Raw genomic sequence first — 19,925 nt, 5'->3', positions numbered from 1 at the left:
TCGGCAGCGGGCGGCGACACGACGTGGGGAGCCCGAAGCCCACCCGTGCGGCGCAATGCGCGCACACCTGTCCGCAGGCGGGCGATCCGTGGGCGTCGCCGCCACCGCGTCGGTCCGGTGGGGTGCCGCTGCCACCGGTCAGGGCAGGGGTGCGCGGGCGGGTGTCAGGACGAGGGGGTCCAGCCCTTCCGGTACGCGGTCCAGTCCTCCTGCGTGGCGGCGAAGTCCACGTACAGGGCGACGCCGAAGCGCTGGCGGTCCGCGTCCGTGCGGGACAGTCCGAGGCGGACGCCGCGCACGGCCGCCGGGACGGTCTCGGCGGCCTCGCGGTGGCCGAAGCGGTTGTCGTGGAAGAAGGGCAGCCCCATCAGCAGGTCGGTCGTCGGCGGGGTGACCTCCAGGGCGAGCGAGGTCTGCTGGGCGACGTACCCGCCGTACAGGCTGGGCAGCGGCTGCATGGTGTCGTAGGACATGACCGCGATCTGGTCGACGCGGCGGGCGACCTCGGCGAAGTACGCCTGGGACCACCACTTCGGGTGGTCGGTGAGCGTGCCCCAGATGGAGTGGAGGCCCGGGAGCGGGTCGATCTGGTGCGCCGCGACGGACAGCGGGACGCCACGGGCCCGGGTGACCCGGTGGAGGTCGTCGAGGAGCGAGAGGTAGTCGCGGTCGCCCGAGTGCAGCGGCTCCAGGTCGAAGTGGGCACCGTCGAATCCGGCGGCCAGGACCGCGCGGGTGGAGCGGACCACGGCCGCGCGGGTCGCCGCCCGCTCCAGGCGCAGGCCCTCAGGGCTCTCGGTCGCCAGCACGTCGCCGAGCCAGGCCTGCACACGGACACCGGGCAGCGCCCGGTGCACGGCCGGTACGAGCCAGCGGGCGTTCGCGTACGCCGACGCCGGCAGTGTGCCGTCGTGTTCGAGCGGGCCGGCGTGCACGTAGAGGTCGCGGACACCGGTGCCGCGCAGCCGTTCGGCCAGCGCCACGACATCGGCGTCCTTCTTCCGCCCGTCCACCCAGGCGTGGCCCAGCCAGATCGCGTCACGGCCTCGGGTGTGCGCCCCGCGGGCCGGGTCGCCCGCGTAGTTGACGCGCAGCGCGGTCTCGGCGGCGAGCAGCGGGAGCAGCACGACCAGCAGGACGATGAGGACGCCGCGCCGGAGCCGGCGGAGACGGGGCTCCCCGGGGCCGGTGCTGATGCCGGGATCGGAGCCGGGGTCGGAGTCGGGGTCGGAGTCGGGGTCGCTGCCGGGATCAGAGCCGACGTCGGAGTCGGAGTCGCTGCCGGGATCAGAGCCGACGTCGGAGTCGGAGTCGCTGCCGGGATCGGAATCGGGATCGGAGCCGGCCGGGGCGGCGGGGGCCTCCGCTTCGGCTCCGCCGTCCGGGGCGGCTCGGGTGCCGGTGCCGGGTTCTCCCGGCGCCCCTGCCCCGTTGTCCGTGCCGAGCTTCCCGCGTACGGAGCACTCGCTCCCCGGTTCCGTCGGCGTCTCCGGCTTCGCGTTCGTCCCCGTGCCCGCGCCGTCGTCCATCCCCGTGCCCTCCCGCTTCGCCGTGTCCCGTCCGCCCCACCACGGACGCGGCCCGGTCGCGGGGCCGTGAAGGCGGTCCTACGCTCCCGGGTGTGACGTCTTCCGGGGGCCGGGCGGCCCGGCAGCGGCGTACGGCACCGCGCGTGGGGGCTCGGACGGCACGCGGCGTGCCGGGTTGCGCGGCCGTGGCCCTGTGGTGGGTACTGACGGGGATGACGATCACTCATGGGGCGGCGGTTGCGCCACCCGGGCCCGGCCCGGTCGACGGCGCGGCCGCGCGGGAGCACGACGGGACCTCCGCCGTCGACCTGCTGCCGCCTCTCGCAGCCGCCGGCGTGGCGGGCCTGTACGCCGGATGCGCCCGCGTACGCCGCGCCCGGCGGGCCAGGACGCGGACGACTCCCGGCCGCCCGGAGGCCCGGTAGGGGCCGTTCTGAGGACGCGTCCGGCGGAGCACGTCCCGCTCCGCCCGCCCCACGGTGCGTCGGACCGGCACGACGGGCCGAGGCGGGATCGGACCAGGACCGTGGCGGACAGCGCACGACCGCCGAGGCGGAGAACGGACAGCCCCCAGGCGGACAGCGCACGGCCGCCGATGCGGGAGGCCCGCGACGGCACCCCCCGCGGAGCGGAGCCGCACGGCCGCCGTCAGAACAGGCTCAGCAGCGCCTCGGCCGGATCCGCGAGCCCGTTCTCACCGCCCGGCAGCGGGAGTTCGAACCAGACCGTCTTGCCGCGCGGGGTCCGCCGGGAACCCCAGGCGGCGCTCAGCAGCCCGACGAGCTGGAGTCCCCTGCCGCCCTCGTCGGTGTCGCGGGCGCGGCGGCGGCGCGGCTGGACGAGCCCGGAGTCCCAGACCTCGCACACCAGCGTGCGGTCGAGCAGCAGCCGGAGTCTGATGTCGCCCTCGCCGTACCGCAGCGCGTTGGTCACCAGTTCGCTGACGAGGAGTTCCGTCGTGTCGACCAGCGGCTCCAGGTCCCAGCCGATCAGCCGGGCGCGGGCGAACTCGCGGGCGCGGCCGACGCTGCGCGGCTCGCGCGGCAGCGTCCAGTCGCCCACGGAGTCGGCGGGCAGGCCCTGGACGCGGGCCATCAGCAGCGCGATGTCGTCCTCGCCGTGGTGGGAGTCGAGGGTGTGCAGGACCTGGTCGCACACGTCCTCCAGGGGGCGGGCCGGGTCGGTGAGGGCACCGACGAACGCCTGCAGCCCCTCGTCCAGCGGGTGGTCACGCGACTCGACCAGTCCGTCCGTGTAGAGCGCGAGCAGGGCTCCTTCGGGCAGTTCGACCTCCACCTCCTCGAACGGCTCGCCGCCGACGCCGAGCGGCATGCCCGGCGGCACGTCCAGCATGAGGGCGTCCTCGCCCGGCTCCACGAGGACGGGCGGCAGGTGTCCCGCGTTGGCGAAGGTGCAGCGGCGCGTCACCGAGTCGTAGACCGCGTAGATGCAGGTCGCCAGATACACCTCGGACAGGTCGGCCTCACGGGGGCGGCGGGCGGCCCGCGTCGCCTGCTGGACGCCGCCCGGCGCACCGAGGCCGCGGGCGATCTCGTCCAACTGGGAGAGCACCTCGGCCGGTTCGAGGTCGAGGAGGGCCAGGGTCCGTACGGCGGTGCGTAGTTCGCCCATGGCCACGGCGGCGCGCAGGCCGCGGCCCATGACGTCGCCGACGACCAGCGCGGTGCGGTGGCCGGGCAGTTCGATGACGTCGAACCAGTCGCCGCCGACCTCGCTCGGCCGGCCGGTGCTCGCGGTGCCCGGCAGGTAGCGGCAGGCGATGTCGAGGCCGGAGGCCTCCGGGTCGCCGGGCGGCAGGAGGGACCGCTGCAGGATCAGCGCCCGCTCGTGCTCGCGCCGGTACAGGCGGGCGTTGTCGATGCAGACGGCGGCGCGTGCGGCGAGTTCGACGGCCAGGTCCCGGTCGCGCTCGCCGAACGGCTCGCTGCCCTTGGTCCGGGAGAACTGCGCGAGGCCCACGACGGTGTCGTGGGCGACCATCGGGACGGCCAGCGTGGAGTGCACCAGGCCGCCGTCCTCGCCGGGGACGGTCTGCGGGCGGGCGGTGCGCAGGGCGTCGGCGCACGGCGAGTTGAAGGGGAAGTGGTGCACGGCGCCGACGGGGACGGGCGCGCCGGAGCCGGTGAAGGGCGCGTCGGAGACGGCGCTGGCGAAGGCGACCCGGCGCAGTTCGGCGCTGCCGTCGGCGAGGCCGGGCGGGGTCTCGTCACCGGCCAGCAGGCCCTGGTACAGGTCGACGGTGGCGAGGTCGCAGAAGCCGGGGACGACGACGTCGAGGAGTTCGCGGGCGGTGGTCTCCAGGTCGAGGGAGTTGCCGATGCGGGCCCCGGCCTCGTTGAGCATGGCGAGATTGCGCCGCGCGGCGGCCGCCTCGCGGGCGGCGGCGCGGCGGGCGGTGATGTCGACTCCGAGCCAGGCGATGCCGATGGGGCGGCCGCTGCCGCTGTGGACCCGGTAGAGGTTGACCGACCAGTGGCGGCGCTCGTCCGAGTCGGGCACGTAGCCGGTGACGTGCATGTCGGTGATGGACTCGCCGGTGTCCAGCACCCGGCGCAGGGTGGCGGCGACCCGCTCGGCCTCCCCGCGCGGGAGGTAGTCGTGAACCCCCTTGCCCCGGTGGTCGTCCACGGTGCCGCCGAAGATGGAGGCGAACCGCTGGTTGGCGCGGCGGACCCGCAGGTCGGCGTCGATGAGCAGGAAACCGAAGGGAGATTGGCCGAATATCGCCTGCGAGGCGGCGAGGTCGGTCTCGATACGGCGCAGGATGCGGACGTCGACGACGATGCAGACGGCGGCCTTCTCACCCTCGACGGTCCGCGTCGGCATGACGTAGACCTCGGCGAGCCCCTCCTCGCCGTGCCCCCCGCCGTCCTCGCCGTCCGGGATGCGGAAGGGGACCACGCCGGTCCACTCGCGCCCGTCGAGGATCTCGGCCATCTTGCGCTGGCCCTGTTCGCGCAGGTCGGGGTCGACGAAGGCCTCGATGGGGTCCATGCCGACCGCCTGCGCGGCGGGAATGCCGAAGAGCTGCTCGGCGCGGACGCTCCACTGGTCGACATGCCCGTCCGGGCCGATGGAGAAGGAGGCGACCTTGATGTAGTCGTACATGGAGCCGGGCGGACTGCTCTGCCACATGGCGCCCGCGGGCGACTCCCCCCCAGCGGGAGAACCACCTGCGGCCCCAGCCCTCGCGCCGTCCGACGGGTCCTCGGACTCCGTGGCCTTCGCTGGTATCTCGCTCACGCGAACCGTCCCCTCCAGCTCACCGCGTCCGGCACCGGTCACCGGGGGCGGCTGCCCGCAGTATCCAGCACTACGGCGCCGCGCAACACGGTGTTCACGATCACAGGGTCGTCCCGACGGTTTTCGGTCCGGGCCTGCGACAACACAATCTGTCTTCTAACCAGGCAGGACCCGGTCCAACCCCGTCCGCGGGCATCGGTCGCCCGGCCCCGCCCCCGGGGCTCGACACGGCCGTCGCGCCTGTACAGCCCGCTCAGTCCGGCACCGCCAGCTCGAACCAGACCGTCTTGCCAGCTCCGTCGGGGCGCGCACCCCAGCGGCGGGAGGCCGACGCGAGCAGTTGCAGGCCGCGGCCCCTCTCGTCGTCGGCGCCCGCGGGACGTTCGTGGGGCGGCTCGGGCTGCGCGTCGGAGACCTCGACCAGCAGGACCGCCGGCACTCCGGCGGGACGCAGCAGGCGCACCCCGATGGGACCGGTGGCGTACCGCAGGGCGTTGGTGACCAGCTCGCTCACCAGCAGGGCGGCGGTGTCGCCGAGGCTGTCCAGACCCCAGGACCGCAACTGGTCGCGGACCACCGCGCGGGCGGTGCGCACGGCACCCGGGTCCTCGGTGAAAGTCCACTCGGCGCAGTCGCCTACGGTGTCGATCACGCCGATCACTTCCCAGGCCGGCAAGCCCATCGTGTCCGTTTCGTGGCTCAATGGGCCCATACCCGGTATCAGGGCGGCAGTACCGTCCGTGACGGGAGCCCGCCGCGAACGGCCCAGAGGGAGTCGCGGACGTGCGGGACGCTCAGGTCGCGCGAAGCCTGTGGGGCGTTGGGCGTTGGGCGTCGCCGGGGCGGCGGAATGCCGGGGTGCCGGTGCGTTCCGGATGCCGACGGCGGCCGAAGCGGTCGGAAGCATTCCGGGCGCACGAGGGCGCCCGGACCGCTCGAAGGGGCACGAGACATCCGGAGGGCGGCACGAGGCATCCGGGGGGAGCACGGGGCTTTCGGAGGAGTGCGGGGAACGGGAAGGAGTGCGGGGGACGCGGCAGGAGACGGCCGACCTCCGGCGTGCCCGCCGGCTCAGACGCCGCCGCCCTCCCGCGCGCCGGTCGCGAGGTGCGCGAGTGTCTTCCGTACCGCGGGAACGTCCGCGTCGAGCCACGGGACGTCCCAGATCTCCTCGGGTCCCAGCCAGCGCAGCGCGTCATGGTCCTGGAGGGGTGCGGGTCCGGCGGAGCCGGGGCGCAGGCGCGCGGTCCACACCTGGAGTTCGTAAGGGTGCCTCAGCGGCCAGCTGCCCGGAACCCGGTCGACGGTCTCCGCGTCGACGCCCAGTTCCTCCCGCAGCTCGCGCACCAGGGCGGCTTCGGGCCGCTCACCGGGCTCCAGTTTGCCGCCGGGCAGCTCCCAGCGCCCGGCCAGCTCCGCGGGCGCGCTGCGCCGCGCGGCGAGGAGGCGGCCGCCGTCGAACAGGGCGGCACCCACCACCACGACGCGTTCGGTCATACGCCGGAGCCTACGGGAGCCAGGCCGTGCGTCCGGCGGAGGCAGGGGGTCACTCGCCGGCGCCCACCGCGCCCTGCTGCTCGACGCGCTCGACCCAGTACAGCTGCTGGTGACCGCGGCTGCCGAGGCTGTCCGCGATCTTCTGCGCCTCGGCGCGGGTGGCGTACTGGCCCACGCGGTAGCGATTGCCGTTGTCGTCCTGCCGTATGACGAGCCAGGGGAGAGTGATCGTGCTGTCGTTCATCGCACCCCTCCACTGCCCGATCCCGGCTCCCGCCGTGCCCCGCCCGATAAGGAAACCGCAGTCCGCATATGCCCGACCCTACGCCTTACCTTCACTGAGCGAATACGGCTTTGTACAAAGAGGTAGGCAACCGGCCAGTACGCAGGGGGCGCACGGCGACGAATGCGCCCTGCCGCGCGACGGGGCTTGGGGTCAGGGGCCCGCGGCGGACGCGGGGGCGACCTGCGAGAACGGCCGGATTCCTGCGCCCGTTGGGGCCGTTGTGCACGGCTGGGTGGTCCGTGCCGCCGCCGAGGGCGCGCACCACCCCGGCCGCGGTGCCACCCGTTCCGTCGGATCACGCGCGGGGCGAAGCGCTGGAACCCCCTCGCGCCGGCTCACGGCAGCGGCCCTCCGCCCCCGCGCGCTGCAACACCGGTAACGGCCCGGCACCCGGCACCCGGCGGCGGGGCCGTCACCGGCCGGTCACCGCACCGGCGAAGGCAGCCGGGCACCCGGTCACGGCACGGGCACCGGCGGCCCTCCTCCGGTCACCGCACCGGCAAGTGGTACGCGACCCGGTAGCGGTCGGCCGGGATCACCACGTCCGCTGTCTCGACGGGACGGCCGGAGGCGTAGAACGTGCGCTGGACGACGAGCACCACATGGCCGGGGACGCCCCCGAGCGTGAGCAGTTCCTCCGCCAGTCCGGGGCGGGCGCCGACCTCCTCGGTGACGTTGTCGACGATGACGTCGATGGCCCGCATCCGCTCGACGACGCCCATGCCGCCGAGCGGGCCCTCCTCCGGGAGCATGACCGGCGTGCGGCCGGTGACGGCGAGCGGCTCCCAGGACGTGGACAGCATCATCACCTCACCGCCCTCACGGAACAGGTACCTGGTGCGCATCACCCGGTCGCCGGGATTGATGCCGAGCCGCTCGGCGATGGCGCCGCCCGCCTCGGTCTGCTCGCTGCCGGACTCCCAGGTGCCGCGCGCCTCGATGTCGGCCTGCTCCTGGCGGAAGGGCGTGGCACCGCCGGTGGGCCGGTAGCCGGAGCGGGCGATCCGGCGGGGCACGGGCCTCTCCCGCACGTACGTCCCCGAGCCGGAGCGCCCCTCGACGAGTCCCTCGGCCATCAGCACCTTGCGCGCTTCCAGCGCGACCGTGTCCGAGACGCCGTACTCCTCGCGGATCCTGGCCTGGGACGGCAGGCGGGTGTGCGGTGGCAGCAAGCCGTCGACGATCTTCTTGCGGAGATCACCCGCGACACGCAGATACGCCGGCTGCTCACCGAAAGTCACTGGCCGCTCCCATCAGGTTGTACAGACAGCAACAGACTGGCAACCGTGGGTTGTGCCACGCAAGTGAAGGCCAGAGAATCACCCGATGTGATGACAACGGCCGCCCGAAGGCATTACGCAGGCCCTTTCTCCCCACCTCAGCCGCCGTCACACCTCCACCTCGGCGCCGTCACCCGCGGCCGCCGTCCGCCCGCCGGTCGCCGGCGCGGCCGCGGCGCGGCCACGGCGCGGCCCAGAGCCTTGCGAGCGGTGACGAACCGGCGGGCGCGCCCCCGGCAACCGCGGCACGACGGGACCCCGGGAGCGGGGCGGCGCGACCGCGCACGTCCGCCGCTGGACGGCCACGCTCGGCCGTGTCCGGCGAAGTCGCCCCAACGCGGGCTCTAATCTGCGCACATGACACCTTTGCCGGACCGCTACTGCCCCACCGACGGCGTGCGCATCCCCAGCGACTCCCTCGCCTGGTGCTGCCCGTCCTGCCACGGCCCCCTCGATCTCGACTTCGCCCCCACCCCCGCCCCCCTGAAGTCCCTGACCGGGCGGGTGAACTCGATGTGGCGCTACGCCGAGACGCTGCCGATGTCGACGCCCTCGATCTCCCTCGGCGAGGGCCGGACGCCGCTGGTCGGGCTGACGGAAAAGGTGTCGGGGAAACTCGACTACCTGATGCCGACCCTGTCGTTCAAGGACCGGGGCGCGGTGCTGCTGGCCGGGCTGGCGCTGCGCCTCGGGCCGCGCCTGGTGGTCGCGGACAGCAGCGGCAACGCGGGCACGGCGGTCGCCGCGTACTGCGCCCGGGCGCGGCTGCCCTGCACGGTGTACGTGCCGCAGGGCACGTCCGCCAAGAAGCTGGAGCAGATCGAGGCGCACGGGGCCCGGCTGAACGTGGTGGACGGCGACCGGGAGGCCGCGGCCGCGGCCGCCCGCGCGGCGGCCGACGAGCCGGGCGTCTTCTACGCCTCCCACGTGTACAACCCGTACTTCCTGCACGGCACCAAGACCTACGTGCACGAGCTGTGGGAGGACCTCGGCGGCCGCCTGCCCGACGTCCTCGTCCTTCCGGTGGGCAACGGCACACTGCTGCTGGGCGCGGCCCTGGCCGTCTCCGAGCTGTACGCGGCCGGGCTCCTGGACCGCCGCCCGGCGCTGTGGGCGGTGCAGTCGGCGGCGGTGGCCCCGCTGGCCCGGGCCTGGGCGGAGGGCGCGGAGGAGCTGACCGGAGTGACGCCCATGGCCCCCACCTACGCCGAGGGCATCGCCATTCCCCGCCCGCCCCGCGCCCGCCAGATCCTGCGCGCGGTGCGGGAGTCGGGGGGCACCTTCCTGACCGTGACGGACGATCAGATCCGGCACGCCCAGATGGACCTGGCGTCCCGTGGGCTGTACGTGGAGACGACGGCCGTGGTCTGCTGGGCGGCGGTGCGGGAGGGAGCGCTCGGCGAGAAGTCGGCGGCGGTGCCGCTGTGCGGGGCGGGGCTGAAGTCGGGCCTGGCCCGACCGTAGCCACCGGGCCCCCACCCCGGCACCCGGTCCTTCGCCGGCACCCGGCCCCGTCGGCACCCGCCCCCTCGCCGCCACCGGTCCCACCCCGACGCCCGGGCCCTCGCCGGCGCCTGGCGCCGCACCGCCGCCGGTCCCACCCGGACCCCGGCTCCTCACCCGCGCCTGGCCGCCCGTCGGCGCCCGGCCCGTCGCCGACGCCCGCGGCCCGGAGCGTGCGGCGCACTGCGGGCGCCACCTCTGCGTTCTACGCCAGGCAGCGTCGGAAGTCCGTGCCGGTCAGCCGTCGAAGGCGGTGGCGCGGGTGCGCTTCTCCCAGGCGGCGACATCGCCGCGGACGCCGTCCAGGTGGTCGAGCACGGCCGTGACCGCGTCGTCGCCCAGGGGCAGCCGCAGCGGGGCGTCCTCCGCGTCGAGGGCGGCGAGGATGAGCGCCGCCGCCTTCGCGGGGTCGCCGGGCTGGGTGCCGTCGCCCCCGGAGACCCATGCGCGGCTCCGGGTCACCTTCTCGTACAGACCGCTGTCCGCGCTGGCACCGGCCCGGCCCGCCGCGAACACCGAGGTCCGGAACGCGCCCGGTTCGACGATCAGCACTCTGACGCCGTACTCGGCGACCTCGTCGGCGAGCGCCTCGGACAGGCCCTCCAGGGCGAACTTCGCCGCGCTGTACCCCCCGAAGCCCGCGAAGGACAGCTGTCCGCCCATGCTGCTCATCTGCACGATCGCGCCCGAGCGCCGCTCGCGCAGGTGCGGCAGCACCGCGCGGACGAGCGCGGCGGGCCCGAGGACATGGACGTCGAACAGGCCGCGCAGCTCCTGGTCGGTCGTCTCCTCGACGGCGCCGACGTGCGCCCGCCCCGCGTTGTTGACCAGGACGTCGATCCGCCCGTGCCGGGCCACCACATCCCGTACCGCCGTCTCGGCCGCCGCCGTGTCGGTGACGTCCAGGCGCAGCGCCTCCATCCGGCCGGGCCGGGCGGCCACCAGGTCCTCCAGCGCCTCGGTCCGCCGGGCCGCGCCCACCACGACGTCACCGGCGGCCAGCGCCGCCTCGCTGATCGCCCGGCCGAAGCCGCTGCTCGCGCCGGTCACCAGCCACACCCTGTCCATGACCACTCCTCGCGTCGTCGCCGGCTACGCCTCCAGACTCGCGCCGGAACCGGTGGCGCGTCCCGGACCCCCGGTGACGACGCACGGCCATGACGAGGACCGTCCAGGCCCGGGAGCTGCGCCGATTCGACCTGGGCCGCCGATGAGCCGCGTCTCACGCGTGCGGCCGAGCGGGTGTACGCCTCGCGGCCGGCGCTCGGCGAGCGGGCCCGGGTGCCCGGAGCGGACCCGGGCGCTCGGCGAGCGGACCCGGGGCGCCTGCCGGGGCCGCGTCCCGGCGACACGCCGTGGATCGGCCCCGGCCGACGCGACGAAGGACGGCCCCGAAGGCGCGGCCCTCGTCGCGGCGAGGCCCATGACCTGACCGGCCGGGCGGCCCCTCTCCCACGGCGGCCGTGGAAAGCCGGCGGAACGGCCGGAGACCGCACAGGCGGCGAAACCCGCTCAGTAGCGGATCTCCACCACGCGTCCCTCCGCGTCCCGTTCCGGCGTCTCGGGCACTCGGGCGGCGGTACCGAGCGCGATCCGGTGGGCCGACCAGGCCGCCGCGGCGGCGTCGAGCACGTCGTCCGCGGGCACCCGGTCGGCCTCGCCGAGCTCGTCCGGGAGCACCAGCCCCGCCCGCGACAACAGGGAGCGGCGCAGGTTCTGCCCGCGCCAGGTCTTCTTGGCGTACACCGGCGGCACCCCGCCCGCCAGGGCCTGGAAGGACAGCTCGGGATGCACCTCGTGGATCCGCTCGTCCACGGCCCGGCACTCCCGGGCTTCGAGGAGCTTCGGCGCCAGGGCCCACGCCTGCCGGCTCAGGCGGCTGCCGGTGAGTTCCCGGCACCGGTCCCCGGCCGCCTCGTAGTCCGCCTCCTGCCACGCCGGCCTGGGCGCCACGAGGAAGACGCTGCTGCGGCGCGCCCCGAGGAGCGCCCTGGCCCGGAGATCCGCGGCGCGCCAGCCACGCTCGACCAGGCCCAGCGGCATGTCCACCGCGATCACCCGCACGCCGACGGCGCGCTCGATCAGCGCACCGAGCCGCCGGTCCACCAGGCTGCCCGCGTACGAGCCGTCCGTGAGCCTGATGCCCACCCAGCCCTGCTTGCCGCAGGCATCCACTCCGAGCACGTCCACCCGCTCCACCCCTCACCCGCAGGAACCCGACCGAGACCGGGGCGGGGCTGCCGGGACCGGCAGCCCGACGGCAGTCTGCCGTTGACTGCCCGCTGTCCCGGCTCAGTCCACATCGCCCAGGACTTCGGCCGCCGCCCGCGGATCCATGATGTCGGGCCGGCGACGTCCAGCAGTTCGCCCCCGTCGTGGACGAGGATCGCCATCCGATGCGTGCCGGAGCTCACAGGCCCATCCTGAGGTGACCGGATTCGAGTGGTTCATGGCCGGACCGGGGCGGCGCCGGGGACGGCGCGGTCGGCACCGTGGGGAGCGGAGCCACGGTCCACTCGTCACACATCGCACCGGAAAGCACGGACACCATGACCGACATCATCGCAGGGGTGGAAATACCCGGGACCTCGGCCGTCACGGAGGCCACGGAATTTCTCCGGGAGAGGACGGATCCACTGATCTTCCACCACTCACGGCGGGTATTCCTCTTCGGTTCCCTCCACGCGCGGGAGCTGGACCTCCGGCCCGATCCCGAATTGCTCTACATCTCGGCGATGTTCCATGACACCGGCCTGCTGATCCCGTTCTCGGACACACAGCAGCGTTTCGAGCTGGACGGCGCCGACCATGCGCGGAAGTTCCTGCTCGACCGGGGGTTCTCCGAGAGCGCCGCCGAGGTGGTCTGGACGGCGATCGCCCTGCACACGACGCCGGCGATTCCCGGCCGGATGGGTCCCGAGACCGCCGCCACGAACTACGGCGTGCTGACCGACGCCCTCGGCTGGGGGCTGGACGGACTGGCGGGCGACCAGATCGACGAGATCGTCGCCGCTCATCCGCGCGGTGATTTCAAGAAAGAGTTCCTGCAGCAATTCGTCGACGGCCTCAAAGACCGCCCGGACACCACCTACGGGACGATCAATGCGGACGTCCTGGAGCACTTCGTTCCCGGATTCCGCCGGGACTCCATGGTCGAGCGCGTCCTCGACGCTCCCTGGCCCCGGTGACCGGACAGCGGCCGGCACCGGGCCGAAGTGTTCCCCGCGGTGCACGTCGTCAGCCGTGCGGCGCCGGGCCACGTCCCGCATTCCCTCACCACGACCACACCAGCGAAGGAGAGCTCGTGCGCGCCATCACCGTCCGGGACCGCGAGGCCGGGGTCACGGGGCTGACCCTGGAGGACCTTCCCCGTCCCCACGCCGCCGAGAACGACGTCATCGTGCGGGTCCACGCCGCCGGCTTCACCCGGGGAGAGCTCGACTGGCCCGCGACCTGGACCGACCGTGCCGGCCGCGACCGCACCCCGAGCGTGCCCGGCCACGAGGTGTCGGGGGTGGTGACGGAGCTCGGCTACGGAACGACCGGCCTCACCGTCGGCCAGCGGGTCTTCGGGCCGACCGACTGGACCCGCGACGGATCGCTCGCCGAGTACGTCGCCGTGAAGGCCCGCAACCTCGCCCCGCTTCCCGCCGACGTCACCCACACGGTGGCAGCGGCACTGCCGATCTCCGGACTGACCGCCTGGCAGGGCCTCTTCGACCACGCGGGTCTCACCACCGGCCAGACCGTCCTGATCCACGGCGCCGCCGGCGGGGTCGGCTCGATCGCCGCCCAGCTCGCCCGCGCGGCCGGAGCCCGCGTGGTGGGCACGGGCCGCGCCGCCGACCGGGAGACCGTCCTCGACCTGGGCGCGCACGCGTTCCTGGACCTGGAGAACGACCCGTGGGAGGACGCCGGGCAGGCCCACGTCGTGTTCGACGTGATCGGCGGCGACATCCTCGCCCGCTCGGCCGCGCTCGTGCGCCCCGGCGGCACGCTCGTCACCGTCGCCCACCCGCCCACCGTGCGCCCCGACGACGGGCGGGCGCTCTTCTTCGTCGTGGAACCCGACCGCGCGCGTCTCGCCGACCTCGTCCAGCGGCTGCGGGACGGCCGGCTTCGGGTGCGGGTCGGCGCCGTCCGTCCGCTGACCGAGGCGCCCGCCGCGTTCGCCCCGCACCAGCGCGTCCCCGGCCGCACCATCATCCGCGTCGCCGAGGACGGGGGTGAAGGGGCGAGGTGAATCCCACCTGCGCGAACCCGATCCTGCGGGATGCGGACCGGCGCGGATCGGACCGGCGGACTCCTGTCCGCCGTCACTGGGCCGTGCCCGCCAGCAGCCACCGACGCACACGCACTTCCAGCAACACACGCTTGCTTCCGGGGCGCGTGGGAGCGGACACATCCCACGCGTACTTCTGCTCGAACGCGGCCACGATCTCGCGGGGGAACCCGTCACCCATCAGGAGTGCGTCTCCTTCGGCAACCACCGGGAACCGGCCATCCTCCAAAGCCAGGGACACCCGGGGCTCCTTGCGGATGTTTCTGACCTTGACGGAGCTGAGATCCGAACCGATCCACCACCGAGAGCTTTGGTAGACGAACCAGACGGGCGTGACGTGCGCAGAGCCGTCCGGACGCACGGTGCACAGCCAGACGTTCCTTTCCTCGGCCAAACGCAGACGGACGGCTGGGCCTGGCTCGTTGACAGGATCACTCATTCCGCCATCCGACCAGCACGGGTGATGAACCACATCGGGCCTGCGCGTCGGACCATCGACTTAGGTCTCGCGGACCAGAGGACACGACGTCCCAGTCGGCGGTGCCGGGCGTCCGACAGCCTGGCCGCTCCGAGTGGCCAGTGGCTCGCCCAGTGCATCCTCCGGGAAAGACCAAGGGTCCGGCACCGAAGAGCCGGACCCCTTTATGACCTGCACGTTCGCTGGATCAGCGACGTGGTGACATGGCAGCCGCTACACGTTGAACCTGAACTCCACCACGTCGCCGTCCTTCATCACGTAGTCCTTGCCCTCCATGCGGGCCCTGCCCTTGGCGCGGGCCTCGGCGACCGAGCCGGCCTCGACGAGGTCCTCGAAGGAGATGACCTCGGCCTTGATGAAGCCCTTCTGGAAGTCGGTGTGGATGACACCGGCGGCCTCGGGGGCCGTCGCGCCCTTCTTGATCGTCCAGGCGCGGGACTCCTTGGGGCCGGCCGTCAGGTAGGTCTGCAGGCCCAGGGTGTCGAAGCCGACGTGGGCGAGCGTGGCCAGGCCCGGCTCCTCCTGGCCGACGGACTGCAGCAGCTCCAGGGCCTCCTCCTCGTCCAGCTCGGCGAGGTCCGCCTCCAGCTTGGCGTTGAGGAAGATCGCCTCGGCGGGGGCGACCAGGGTGCGCTGCTCGTTCTTGAAGTCCTCGTCGACCAGCTCGTCCTCGTCGACGTTGAAGACGTAGAGGAACGGCTTGGTGGTCAGCAGGTGCAGGTCGTGCAGCGGCTCGGCGCGCTCGCTGCCCTGGACGATGCCGTGCGCGAAGAGCGTGTCGCCCTTCTCCAGGATCTCCTTGGCCTCCTCGACGGCCTTCACCTTCGGGGCGACGTCCTTCTTGATCCGCGACTCCTTCTGCAGCCGAGGGAGGACCTTCTCGATGGTCTGGAGGTCGGCGAGGATCAGCTCGGTGTTGATCGTCTCGATGTCGCTCTTCGGCGAGACCTTGCCGTCGACGTGGACGACGTTCTCGTCCTTGAAGGCGCGGATGACCTGGCAGATGGCGTCCGACTCGCGGATGTGGGCGAGGAACTTGTTGCCCAGGCCCTCACCCTCGCTGGCGCCGCGCACGATGCCGGCGATGTCGACGAAGTCGACGGTCGCGGGCACGATCCGCTCCGACTTGAAGATCGAGGCGAGCTGGGCGAGGCGGCCGTCCGGAACGCCGACGACACCGACGTTCGGCTCGATCGTGGCGAACGGGTAGTTGGCCGCGAGCACGTCGTTCTTGGTCAGGGCGTTGAACAGGGTCGACTTGCCGACGTTCGGCAGACCGACGATTCCGATCGTGAGCGACACGTTTGCGACTTCCCGTACGTGAGAGGAGTAGGGGCCGGGGGGCCGATCCACCAGTCTACGGCGTGCGCGCGCCCGGCCCGGCGACGGATCGAGCTCGGCCAAGCTGGGCCCGACGGCGTGTCTGATGGGCTAATCGGCACATCATCAGACCTAGGTTGGTCAGGTGGAGCAAGACAGGACGCGACGCCAGCAGCACGGACCGCGACGCGGCAGGCCGCCTCTGCCGTCCCAGGCGGGAGGCGACCGCGCGGGCCCGGCAGGTCAGGCGGGAGCAGCCGCCCGGTGGGAGCGGGGAGGGGCGGGGCCGGGGGCTGGAGCGGGGCCCGAGCGGTCCGCGTCCCGGCGTGCGCCCGTGGCCCGTCCGCCCCGTCCGCCCGGTCCGCACGCCGCGCGAAGGCCGGCTCCGGCCTTACCGCTGCCACCCCTGCTCCGGCGGGCACGGGAGCTGCCCAATCCACGGCTGACCGGCCTGGGCGGCGGGCTGTTCTGCGGTGCCGCGATGTTCGCCCTCGGCTGCCTGGACCGGCTGTTGTTCGCCGGGTCGCTGACGGCGTACGGCGTGCTGTTCCTGCCGGTGTGCGTACTGACCGCGGTCTGGGTGCGGGCCGGGGACCTGCTGGTCGCGCCCGTCGTGGTGCCGATCGGGTTCGCCGTCGGGCTGCTGCCCCTGGCCGACGGCGGCGAGGGCCTCGGCGGCAGGCTGATGGGGCTGATCACCGGGCTCGCCACGCAGGCGGGGTGGCTCTACCTGGGGACGCTGATCGCCGGGGTGATCACTCTGGTGCGGCGCGTGCTGCACGTGCGCGCGGCCGGCCTCGCACGCCGGCGGCCCGTGGGGCCGCCGCGTCCGCGGGTGTGATCAGCGGGCCTCTGGACGCGAGCGGCCCGACCGGCCGGCCGCGCCCTGCTCATCGCGCCGGTCAGCCCGGCCGCCCGAGCACGGTCCCCCGCGAACCCGGCGGCCCGGATCCACCCGGGTAGGCCCTGCCGCCGGAGCACGGCCGCGGAGGACCCGGCGGCCGTCTCCGCACGGGTGCCTCCGTCGGCTTGAGCACGGCCCCGCAGCATCCGGCGGCCCGCCAGGGTCCGTCTCCCCGCGCGAGCCGTCCGGGCCATCGGCCGCCCGCTGCCCCGCCCGGTCGGTTCGGGCTGCCGCTCCTCCGGTCCGTGGTCCGGGCCGCCCGCTGCCCCGCCCGGTCCGGGCAGCCGCTCCTCCGGTCCGTCGTCCGGCCACCGGACGACGGACCGCTGTCCTCCGCTACTGCGCCTGCGCCGCCCGCATCGCCGCCCCGACGATGCCCGCGTTGTTCTGCAGCTGCGCCGGGACGATCTCCGCCCTGATGCCCTCGATGAGGGGCAGGAACTTGTGGGACTTACGGCTGACGCCGCCGCCGATGATGAACAGCTCCGGCGAGAACAGCATCTCGACGTGGGCGAGGTACTTCTGCACCCGGCGGGCCCACTGCTCCCAGCTCAGGTCCTCGTCCTCCTTGGCCTTGCTGGCCGCCCGCTTCTCCGCCTCGTGGCCCTCCAGCTCCAGGTGGCCCAGCTCGGTGTTGGGGACGAGGACCCCGTCGGCGAACACGGCGCTGCCGATGCCGGTGCCGAACGTCAGCAGAATGACCGTCCCCCTGCGGCCCCGGCCGGCGCCGAACTCCATCTCCGCGACGCCCGCCGCGTCCGCGTCGTTGACCACCGTCACCGGCAGGCCGCCCAGCCGCTCGCTGAACAGCGCCCGCGCGTCCGTGTCGATCCAGCTCTTGTCGACGTTGGCCGCCGTGCGGATGATGGCGCCGCCGGTCACCACGCCCGGGAACGTCAGTCCGACCGGGCCGTCCCAGCCGAAGTGGTCGACGACCTCCTTGACACCGTCGGCCACGCCGTCAGGCGTCGCCGGGTGCGGGGTGAGCACCTTGAAACGCTCCTGGGCCAGATCGCCCTTGTCCAGGTCCACCGGGGCACCCTTGATCCCGGACCCGCCGATGTCCACGCCGAAGATCTGCATGGCTTCACGTTACGACGTACGACGGACGGTCACGCCAGGACCCCGGCGATCGGTGCCGAGAATCCCGGGCCGTGCTCAGTCCCGAGCCGGGGCACCGGCTCCGCCGCGCTCCGCGACCAGGGCCGCCGCCTCCTCGCGCAGGTCCCGGCGGAGTTCCTTGGGCAGGGAGAAGGTGATGGACTCCTCGGCCGCCTTCACGATCTCCACGTCCTCGAAGCCGCGCTGCGCGAGCCACTCGAGAACCTGCTCGACCAGGACCTCCGGCACCGACGCGCCCGACGTCACGCCCACCGTGGAGACGCCCTCCAGCCAGGCCTCGTCGATCTCGTCGGCGAAGTCCACCAGGTACGCGGCCCGCGCGCCCGCGATCTTGGCGACCTCCACCAGCCGCTTGGAGTTGGAGGAGTTGTGGGAGCCGACCACGATCACCAGGTCCGCCTGGGCGCCCATCTGCTTGACGGCCAGCTGACGGTTCTGGGTGGCGTAGCAGATGTCGTCGCTCGGCGGCGAGAGCAGCTGCGGGAACTTCTCCTTGAGCGCGTCGACGGTCTCCATGGTCTCGTCGACGGAGAGCGTGGTCTGCGACAGCCAGACGACCTTGGAGGGGTCGCGCACCTCGACGCCCGCGACGTCCTCGGGCCCGTCGACGAGCTGGATGTGCTCGGGGGCCTCGCCGGTGGTGCCGATGACCTCCTCGTGCCCCTCGTGCCCGATCAGGAGGATGTCGTAGTCCTCATGGGCGAAGCGGACCGCCTCCTTGTGGACCTTGGTGACCAGGGGGCAGGTCGCGTCGATGGTGGCGAGCCGGCCGCGCTGGGCCTCCTCGTGGACGACGGGGGCCACGCCGTGCGCCGAGAACATGACGATGCTGCCCGGCGGCACCTCCTCCGTCCGCTCGACGAAGACGGCGCCCTTCTTCTCCAGGGTCTGCACGACGTACTTGTTGTGGACGATCTCGTGCCGGACGTAGATCGGGGCCCCGTACTGCTCCAGGGCCTTCTCGACGGCGATCACGGCGCGGTCCACACCCGCGCAGTAGCCACGGGGGGCGGCGAGCAGGACACGGCGGCCAGGCGAAGCGGTCATGGCACCCATCGTAAGGGGGTGTGCGCGGCCGGGATCACGTGCCGTCCGCCGCACCCGGGGACGGTGAGCGCGGGAGGCCGGGGAGCGCGGCAGCGGCGGACGGCGGCCCGCCCGGGGCGGCATCGCCCCGGGGAGGGCCGCCGCCCCGGTGCTGGGGTGTTGTCGGAGGCGGCGGCTACCCTCGCGGTCATGGCTGTCACCACGTCGCCCGAAACGCCCCTGCCCGTCGGCGAGGTCTCACGGATGATCGGGGGGTGGATCGACCGGCTCGGCGCCGTGTGGGTCGAGGGCCAGATCACACAGCTGTCGCGGCGGCCGGGCGCGGGCGTGGTCTTCCTGACGCTGCGCGACCCGTCGTACGACATCTCTGTCGGCGTGACCTGCTACCGCCAGGTGTTCGACGCGGTCGCCGACGTCGTCAGCGAGGGCGCCCGCGTCGTCGTGCACGCGAAGCCGGAGTGGTACGCCCCGCGCGGGCAGCTGTCGCTGCGGGCAGTGGAGATACGGCCCGTGGGCGTCGGCGAGCTGCTGGCGCGGCTGGAGCAGCTGAAGAAGTCGCTGGCGGCGGAGGGACTGTTCGCGACCGAGCGGAAGCAGGCCCTTCCGTTCCTGCCGCAGCTCATCGGCCTGGTGTGCGGCCGCGCCTCCGCGGCGGAGCGGGACGTGCTGGAGAACGCCCGGCACCGCTGGCCCGCGGTCCGCTTCGAGGTGCGCAACGTCCCGGTGCAGGGTGTGCACGCCGTTCCGCAGGTCGTCCAGGCCGTGAAGGAACTCGACGCTCACGACTACGTCGACGTCATCATCGTGGCGCGCGGCGGCGGAAGCGTGGAGGACCTGCTGCCGTTCTCCGACGAGCAGCTGGTGCGGGCCGTCGCCGCCTGCCGCACGCCGGTGGTGTCCGCGATCGGGCACGAACCGGACACCCCGCTGCTCGACTACGTCGCCGACCTGCGCGCCTCGACCCCGACCGACGCGGCGAAGAAGGTCGTCCCGGACGTCGGCGAGGAGGCCGAGCGCGTGCGGCAGCTGCGCGACCGTGCCCGCCGCTGCGTGCGGGCGCTCGTCGAGCGGGAGGAGCGCGGCCTCGCGCACGCGCTGGCCCGGCCCTCCATGGAGGACCCGCACCGCATGGTCGACGAGCGGGCGGACCACGTCGCGTCCCTGCTGGACCGTGGGCGGCGGACGCTGCGGCACCTGCTGGACCGCGCCGACTCGGAGCTGACCCACACACACGCGCGCGTGGTCGCCCTCTCCCCCGCCGCCACCCTGCGGCGCGGGTACGCCGTGCTGCAGAAGGCCGACGGGCACGTGGTCCGCGACCCGGCCGAGGTGACGGCGGACGAGACGCTGCGCGCGCGGGTCGCCGAGGGCGGGTTCTCCGTACGAGTCGATCGAACCGATACCTGAGGTGGG

General features: G+C 73.7%; 17 protein-coding genes. 5 read left to right on the top strand and 12 right to left on the bottom strand.

The window, feature by feature from the left end; genetic code table 11:
- Positions 1 to 164 precede the first annotated feature (164 nt).
- From ACWDNY_RS12585 to ACWDNY_RS12560, 6 genes are all read right to left on the bottom strand, one after another.
- Positions 165 to 1,529: a hypothetical protein gene (locus tag ACWDNY_RS12585; RefSeq protein ID WP_451645716.1), complete on the bottom strand. Its 1,365-nt coding sequence runs from the start codon at positions 1,527 to 1,529 to the stop codon at positions 165 to 167.
- A gap of 648 nt (positions 1,530 to 2,177) precedes the next feature.
- Complete coding sequence (locus ACWDNY_RS12580) at positions 2,178 to 4,793, bottom strand: SpoIIE family protein phosphatase (RefSeq protein WP_451645715.1); 2,616 nt, start codon at positions 4,791 to 4,793, stop codon at positions 2,178 to 2,180.
- Between the two features lie 253 nt (positions 4,794 to 5,046).
- Entirely contained in the window at positions 5,047 to 5,475 is a 429-nt protein-coding gene (locus ACWDNY_RS12575; protein WP_451645738.1) for an ATP-binding protein, read from the bottom strand.
- Positions 5,476 to 5,864: 389 nt separating this feature from the next.
- Positions 5,865 to 6,290, bottom strand: a complete 426-nt coding sequence (locus tag ACWDNY_RS12570; RefSeq protein ID WP_451645714.1) for a (deoxy)nucleoside triphosphate pyrophosphohydrolase — start codon at positions 6,288 to 6,290, stop codon at positions 5,865 to 5,867.
- Positions 6,291 to 6,339: 49 nt separating this feature from the next.
- Positions 6,340 to 6,534 (bottom strand): SPOR domain-containing protein, encoded by a 195-nt coding sequence (locus ACWDNY_RS12565; RefSeq protein WP_451645713.1) that lies wholly within the window; start codon positions 6,532 to 6,534, stop codon positions 6,340 to 6,342.
- 530 nt (positions 6,535 to 7,064) lie between these two features.
- Positions 7,065 to 7,817: a GntR family transcriptional regulator gene (locus ACWDNY_RS12560; RefSeq protein ID WP_451645712.1), complete on the bottom strand. Its 753-nt coding sequence runs from the start codon at positions 7,815 to 7,817 to the stop codon at positions 7,065 to 7,067.
- 396 nt (positions 7,818 to 8,213) lie between these two features.
- On the opposite strand from ACWDNY_RS12560, the gene ACWDNY_RS12555 reads away from it, so the two are divergent.
- Complete coding sequence (locus tag ACWDNY_RS12555; protein WP_451645711.1) at positions 8,214 to 9,320, top strand: threonine synthase; 1,107 nt, start codon at positions 8,214 to 8,216, stop codon at positions 9,318 to 9,320.
- Positions 9,321 to 9,596: 276 nt separating this feature from the next.
- On the opposite strand, the gene ACWDNY_RS12550 is transcribed toward ACWDNY_RS12555, so the two are convergent.
- Both ACWDNY_RS12550 and ACWDNY_RS12545 read right to left on the bottom strand, forming a co-directional pair.
- A complete protein-coding gene (locus tag ACWDNY_RS12550) occupies positions 9,597 to 10,427 on the bottom strand; it encodes an SDR family NAD(P)-dependent oxidoreductase (protein WP_451645710.1) in 831 nt (276 codons plus the stop codon).
- Between the two features lie 444 nt (positions 10,428 to 10,871).
- Positions 10,872 to 11,543, bottom strand: a complete 672-nt coding sequence (locus ACWDNY_RS12545) for a DUF429 domain-containing protein (protein ID WP_451645709.1) — start codon at positions 11,541 to 11,543, stop codon at positions 10,872 to 10,874.
- Between the two features lie 365 nt (positions 11,544 to 11,908).
- On the opposite strand from ACWDNY_RS12545, the gene ACWDNY_RS12540 reads away from it, so the two are divergent.
- Both ACWDNY_RS12540 and ACWDNY_RS12535 read left to right on the top strand, forming a co-directional pair.
- On the top strand, positions 11,909 to 12,547 hold the full coding sequence (locus tag ACWDNY_RS12540) for an HD domain-containing protein (protein ID WP_451645708.1): 639 nt from the start codon (positions 11,909 to 11,911) through the stop codon (positions 12,545 to 12,547).
- 116 nt (positions 12,548 to 12,663) lie between these two features.
- Positions 12,664 to 13,602, top strand: a complete 939-nt coding sequence (locus ACWDNY_RS12535) for an NADP-dependent oxidoreductase (protein ID WP_451645707.1) — start codon at positions 12,664 to 12,666, stop codon at positions 13,600 to 13,602.
- Between the two features lie 73 nt (positions 13,603 to 13,675).
- Here the strand turns inward: ACWDNY_RS12535 and ACWDNY_RS12530 are convergent, their stop codons facing one another.
- On the bottom strand, positions 13,676 to 14,080 hold the full coding sequence (locus ACWDNY_RS12530; protein WP_451645706.1) for a pyridoxamine 5'-phosphate oxidase family protein: 405 nt from the start codon (positions 14,078 to 14,080) through the stop codon (positions 13,676 to 13,678).
- Between the two features lie 252 nt (positions 14,081 to 14,332).
- Positions 14,333 to 15,421, bottom strand: coding sequence for a redox-regulated ATPase YchF (gene ychF / locus ACWDNY_RS12525; protein WP_451645705.1), 1,089 nt, complete (start codon positions 15,419 to 15,421; stop codon positions 14,333 to 14,335).
- A 499-nt stretch (positions 15,422 to 15,920) separates the two neighbouring features.
- Here ychF and ACWDNY_RS12520 point away from each other — a divergent pair, with 499 nt between their 5' ends.
- On the top strand, positions 15,921 to 16,280 hold the full coding sequence (locus ACWDNY_RS12520) for a DUF6542 domain-containing protein (RefSeq protein ID WP_451645704.1): 360 nt from the start codon (positions 15,921 to 15,923) through the stop codon (positions 16,278 to 16,280).
- 399 nt (positions 16,281 to 16,679) lie between these two features.
- Here ACWDNY_RS12520 and ppgK read toward each other — a convergent pair whose 3' ends face one another.
- Positions 16,680 to 17,426 (bottom strand): polyphosphate--glucose phosphotransferase, encoded by a 747-nt coding sequence (gene ppgK / locus ACWDNY_RS12515; protein ID WP_451645703.1) that lies wholly within the window; start codon positions 17,424 to 17,426, stop codon positions 16,680 to 16,682.
- Between the two features lie 75 nt (positions 17,427 to 17,501).
- On the bottom strand, positions 17,502 to 18,521 hold the full coding sequence (locus tag ACWDNY_RS12510) for a 4-hydroxy-3-methylbut-2-enyl diphosphate reductase (RefSeq protein ID WP_451645702.1): 1,020 nt from the start codon (positions 18,519 to 18,521) through the stop codon (positions 17,502 to 17,504).
- Positions 18,522 to 18,701: 180 nt separating this feature from the next.
- Between ACWDNY_RS12510 and xseA the strand changes: the two genes are divergently transcribed.
- The gene (xseA, locus tag ACWDNY_RS12505) at positions 18,702 to 19,919 is read left to right on the top strand and encodes an exodeoxyribonuclease VII large subunit (protein WP_451645701.1); all 1,218 of its coding nucleotides are present in this window, start codon (positions 18,702 to 18,704) and stop codon (positions 19,917 to 19,919) included.
- Positions 19,920 to 19,925 lie beyond the last annotated feature (6 nt).

This window comes from Streptomyces sp. NPDC003697 (genome assembly GCF_053587115.1).
This window is presented reverse-complemented; position numbering and strand designations above follow the sequence as displayed.

Coding starts and splice junctions, on each gene's coding strand:
- ACWDNY_RS12585 (WP_451645716.1), bottom strand. CDS start 1,529: ATGGACGACGGCGCGGGCACGGGGACGAACGCGAAGCCGGAGACGCCG.
- ACWDNY_RS12575 (WP_451645738.1), bottom strand. CDS start 5,475: ATGGGCTTGCCGGCCTGGGAAGTGATCGGCGTGATCGACACCGTAGGC.
- ACWDNY_RS12570 (WP_451645714.1), bottom strand. CDS start 6,290: ATGACCGAACGCGTCGTGGTGGTGGGTGCCGCCCTGTTCGACGGCGGC.
- ACWDNY_RS12565 (WP_451645713.1), bottom strand. CDS start 6,534: ATGAACGACAGCACGATCACTCTCCCCTGGCTCGTCATACGGCAGGAC.
- ACWDNY_RS12555 (WP_451645711.1), top strand. CDS start 8,214: ATGACACCTTTGCCGGACCGCTACTGCCCCACCGACGGCGTGCGCATC.
- ACWDNY_RS12550 (WP_451645710.1), bottom strand. CDS start 10,427: ATGGACAGGGTGTGGCTGGTGACCGGCGCGAGCAGCGGCTTCGGCCGG.
- ACWDNY_RS12540 (WP_451645708.1), top strand. CDS start 11,909: ATGACCGACATCATCGCAGGGGTGGAAATACCCGGGACCTCGGCCGTC.
- ACWDNY_RS12530 (WP_451645706.1), bottom strand. CDS start 14,080: ATGAGTGATCCTGTCAACGAGCCAGGCCCAGCCGTCCGTCTGCGTTTG.
- ACWDNY_RS12520 (WP_451645704.1), top strand. CDS start 15,921: ATGTTCGCCCTCGGCTGCCTGGACCGGCTGTTGTTCGCCGGGTCGCTG.
- ppgK (WP_451645703.1), bottom strand. CDS start 17,426: ATGCAGATCTTCGGCGTGGACATCGGCGGGTCCGGGATCAAGGGTGCC.
- ACWDNY_RS12510 (WP_451645702.1), bottom strand. CDS start 18,521: ATGGGTGCCATGACCGCTTCGCCTGGCCGCCGTGTCCTGCTCGCCGCC.
- xseA (WP_451645701.1), top strand. CDS start 18,702: ATGGCTGTCACCACGTCGCCCGAAACGCCCCTGCCCGTCGGCGAGGTC.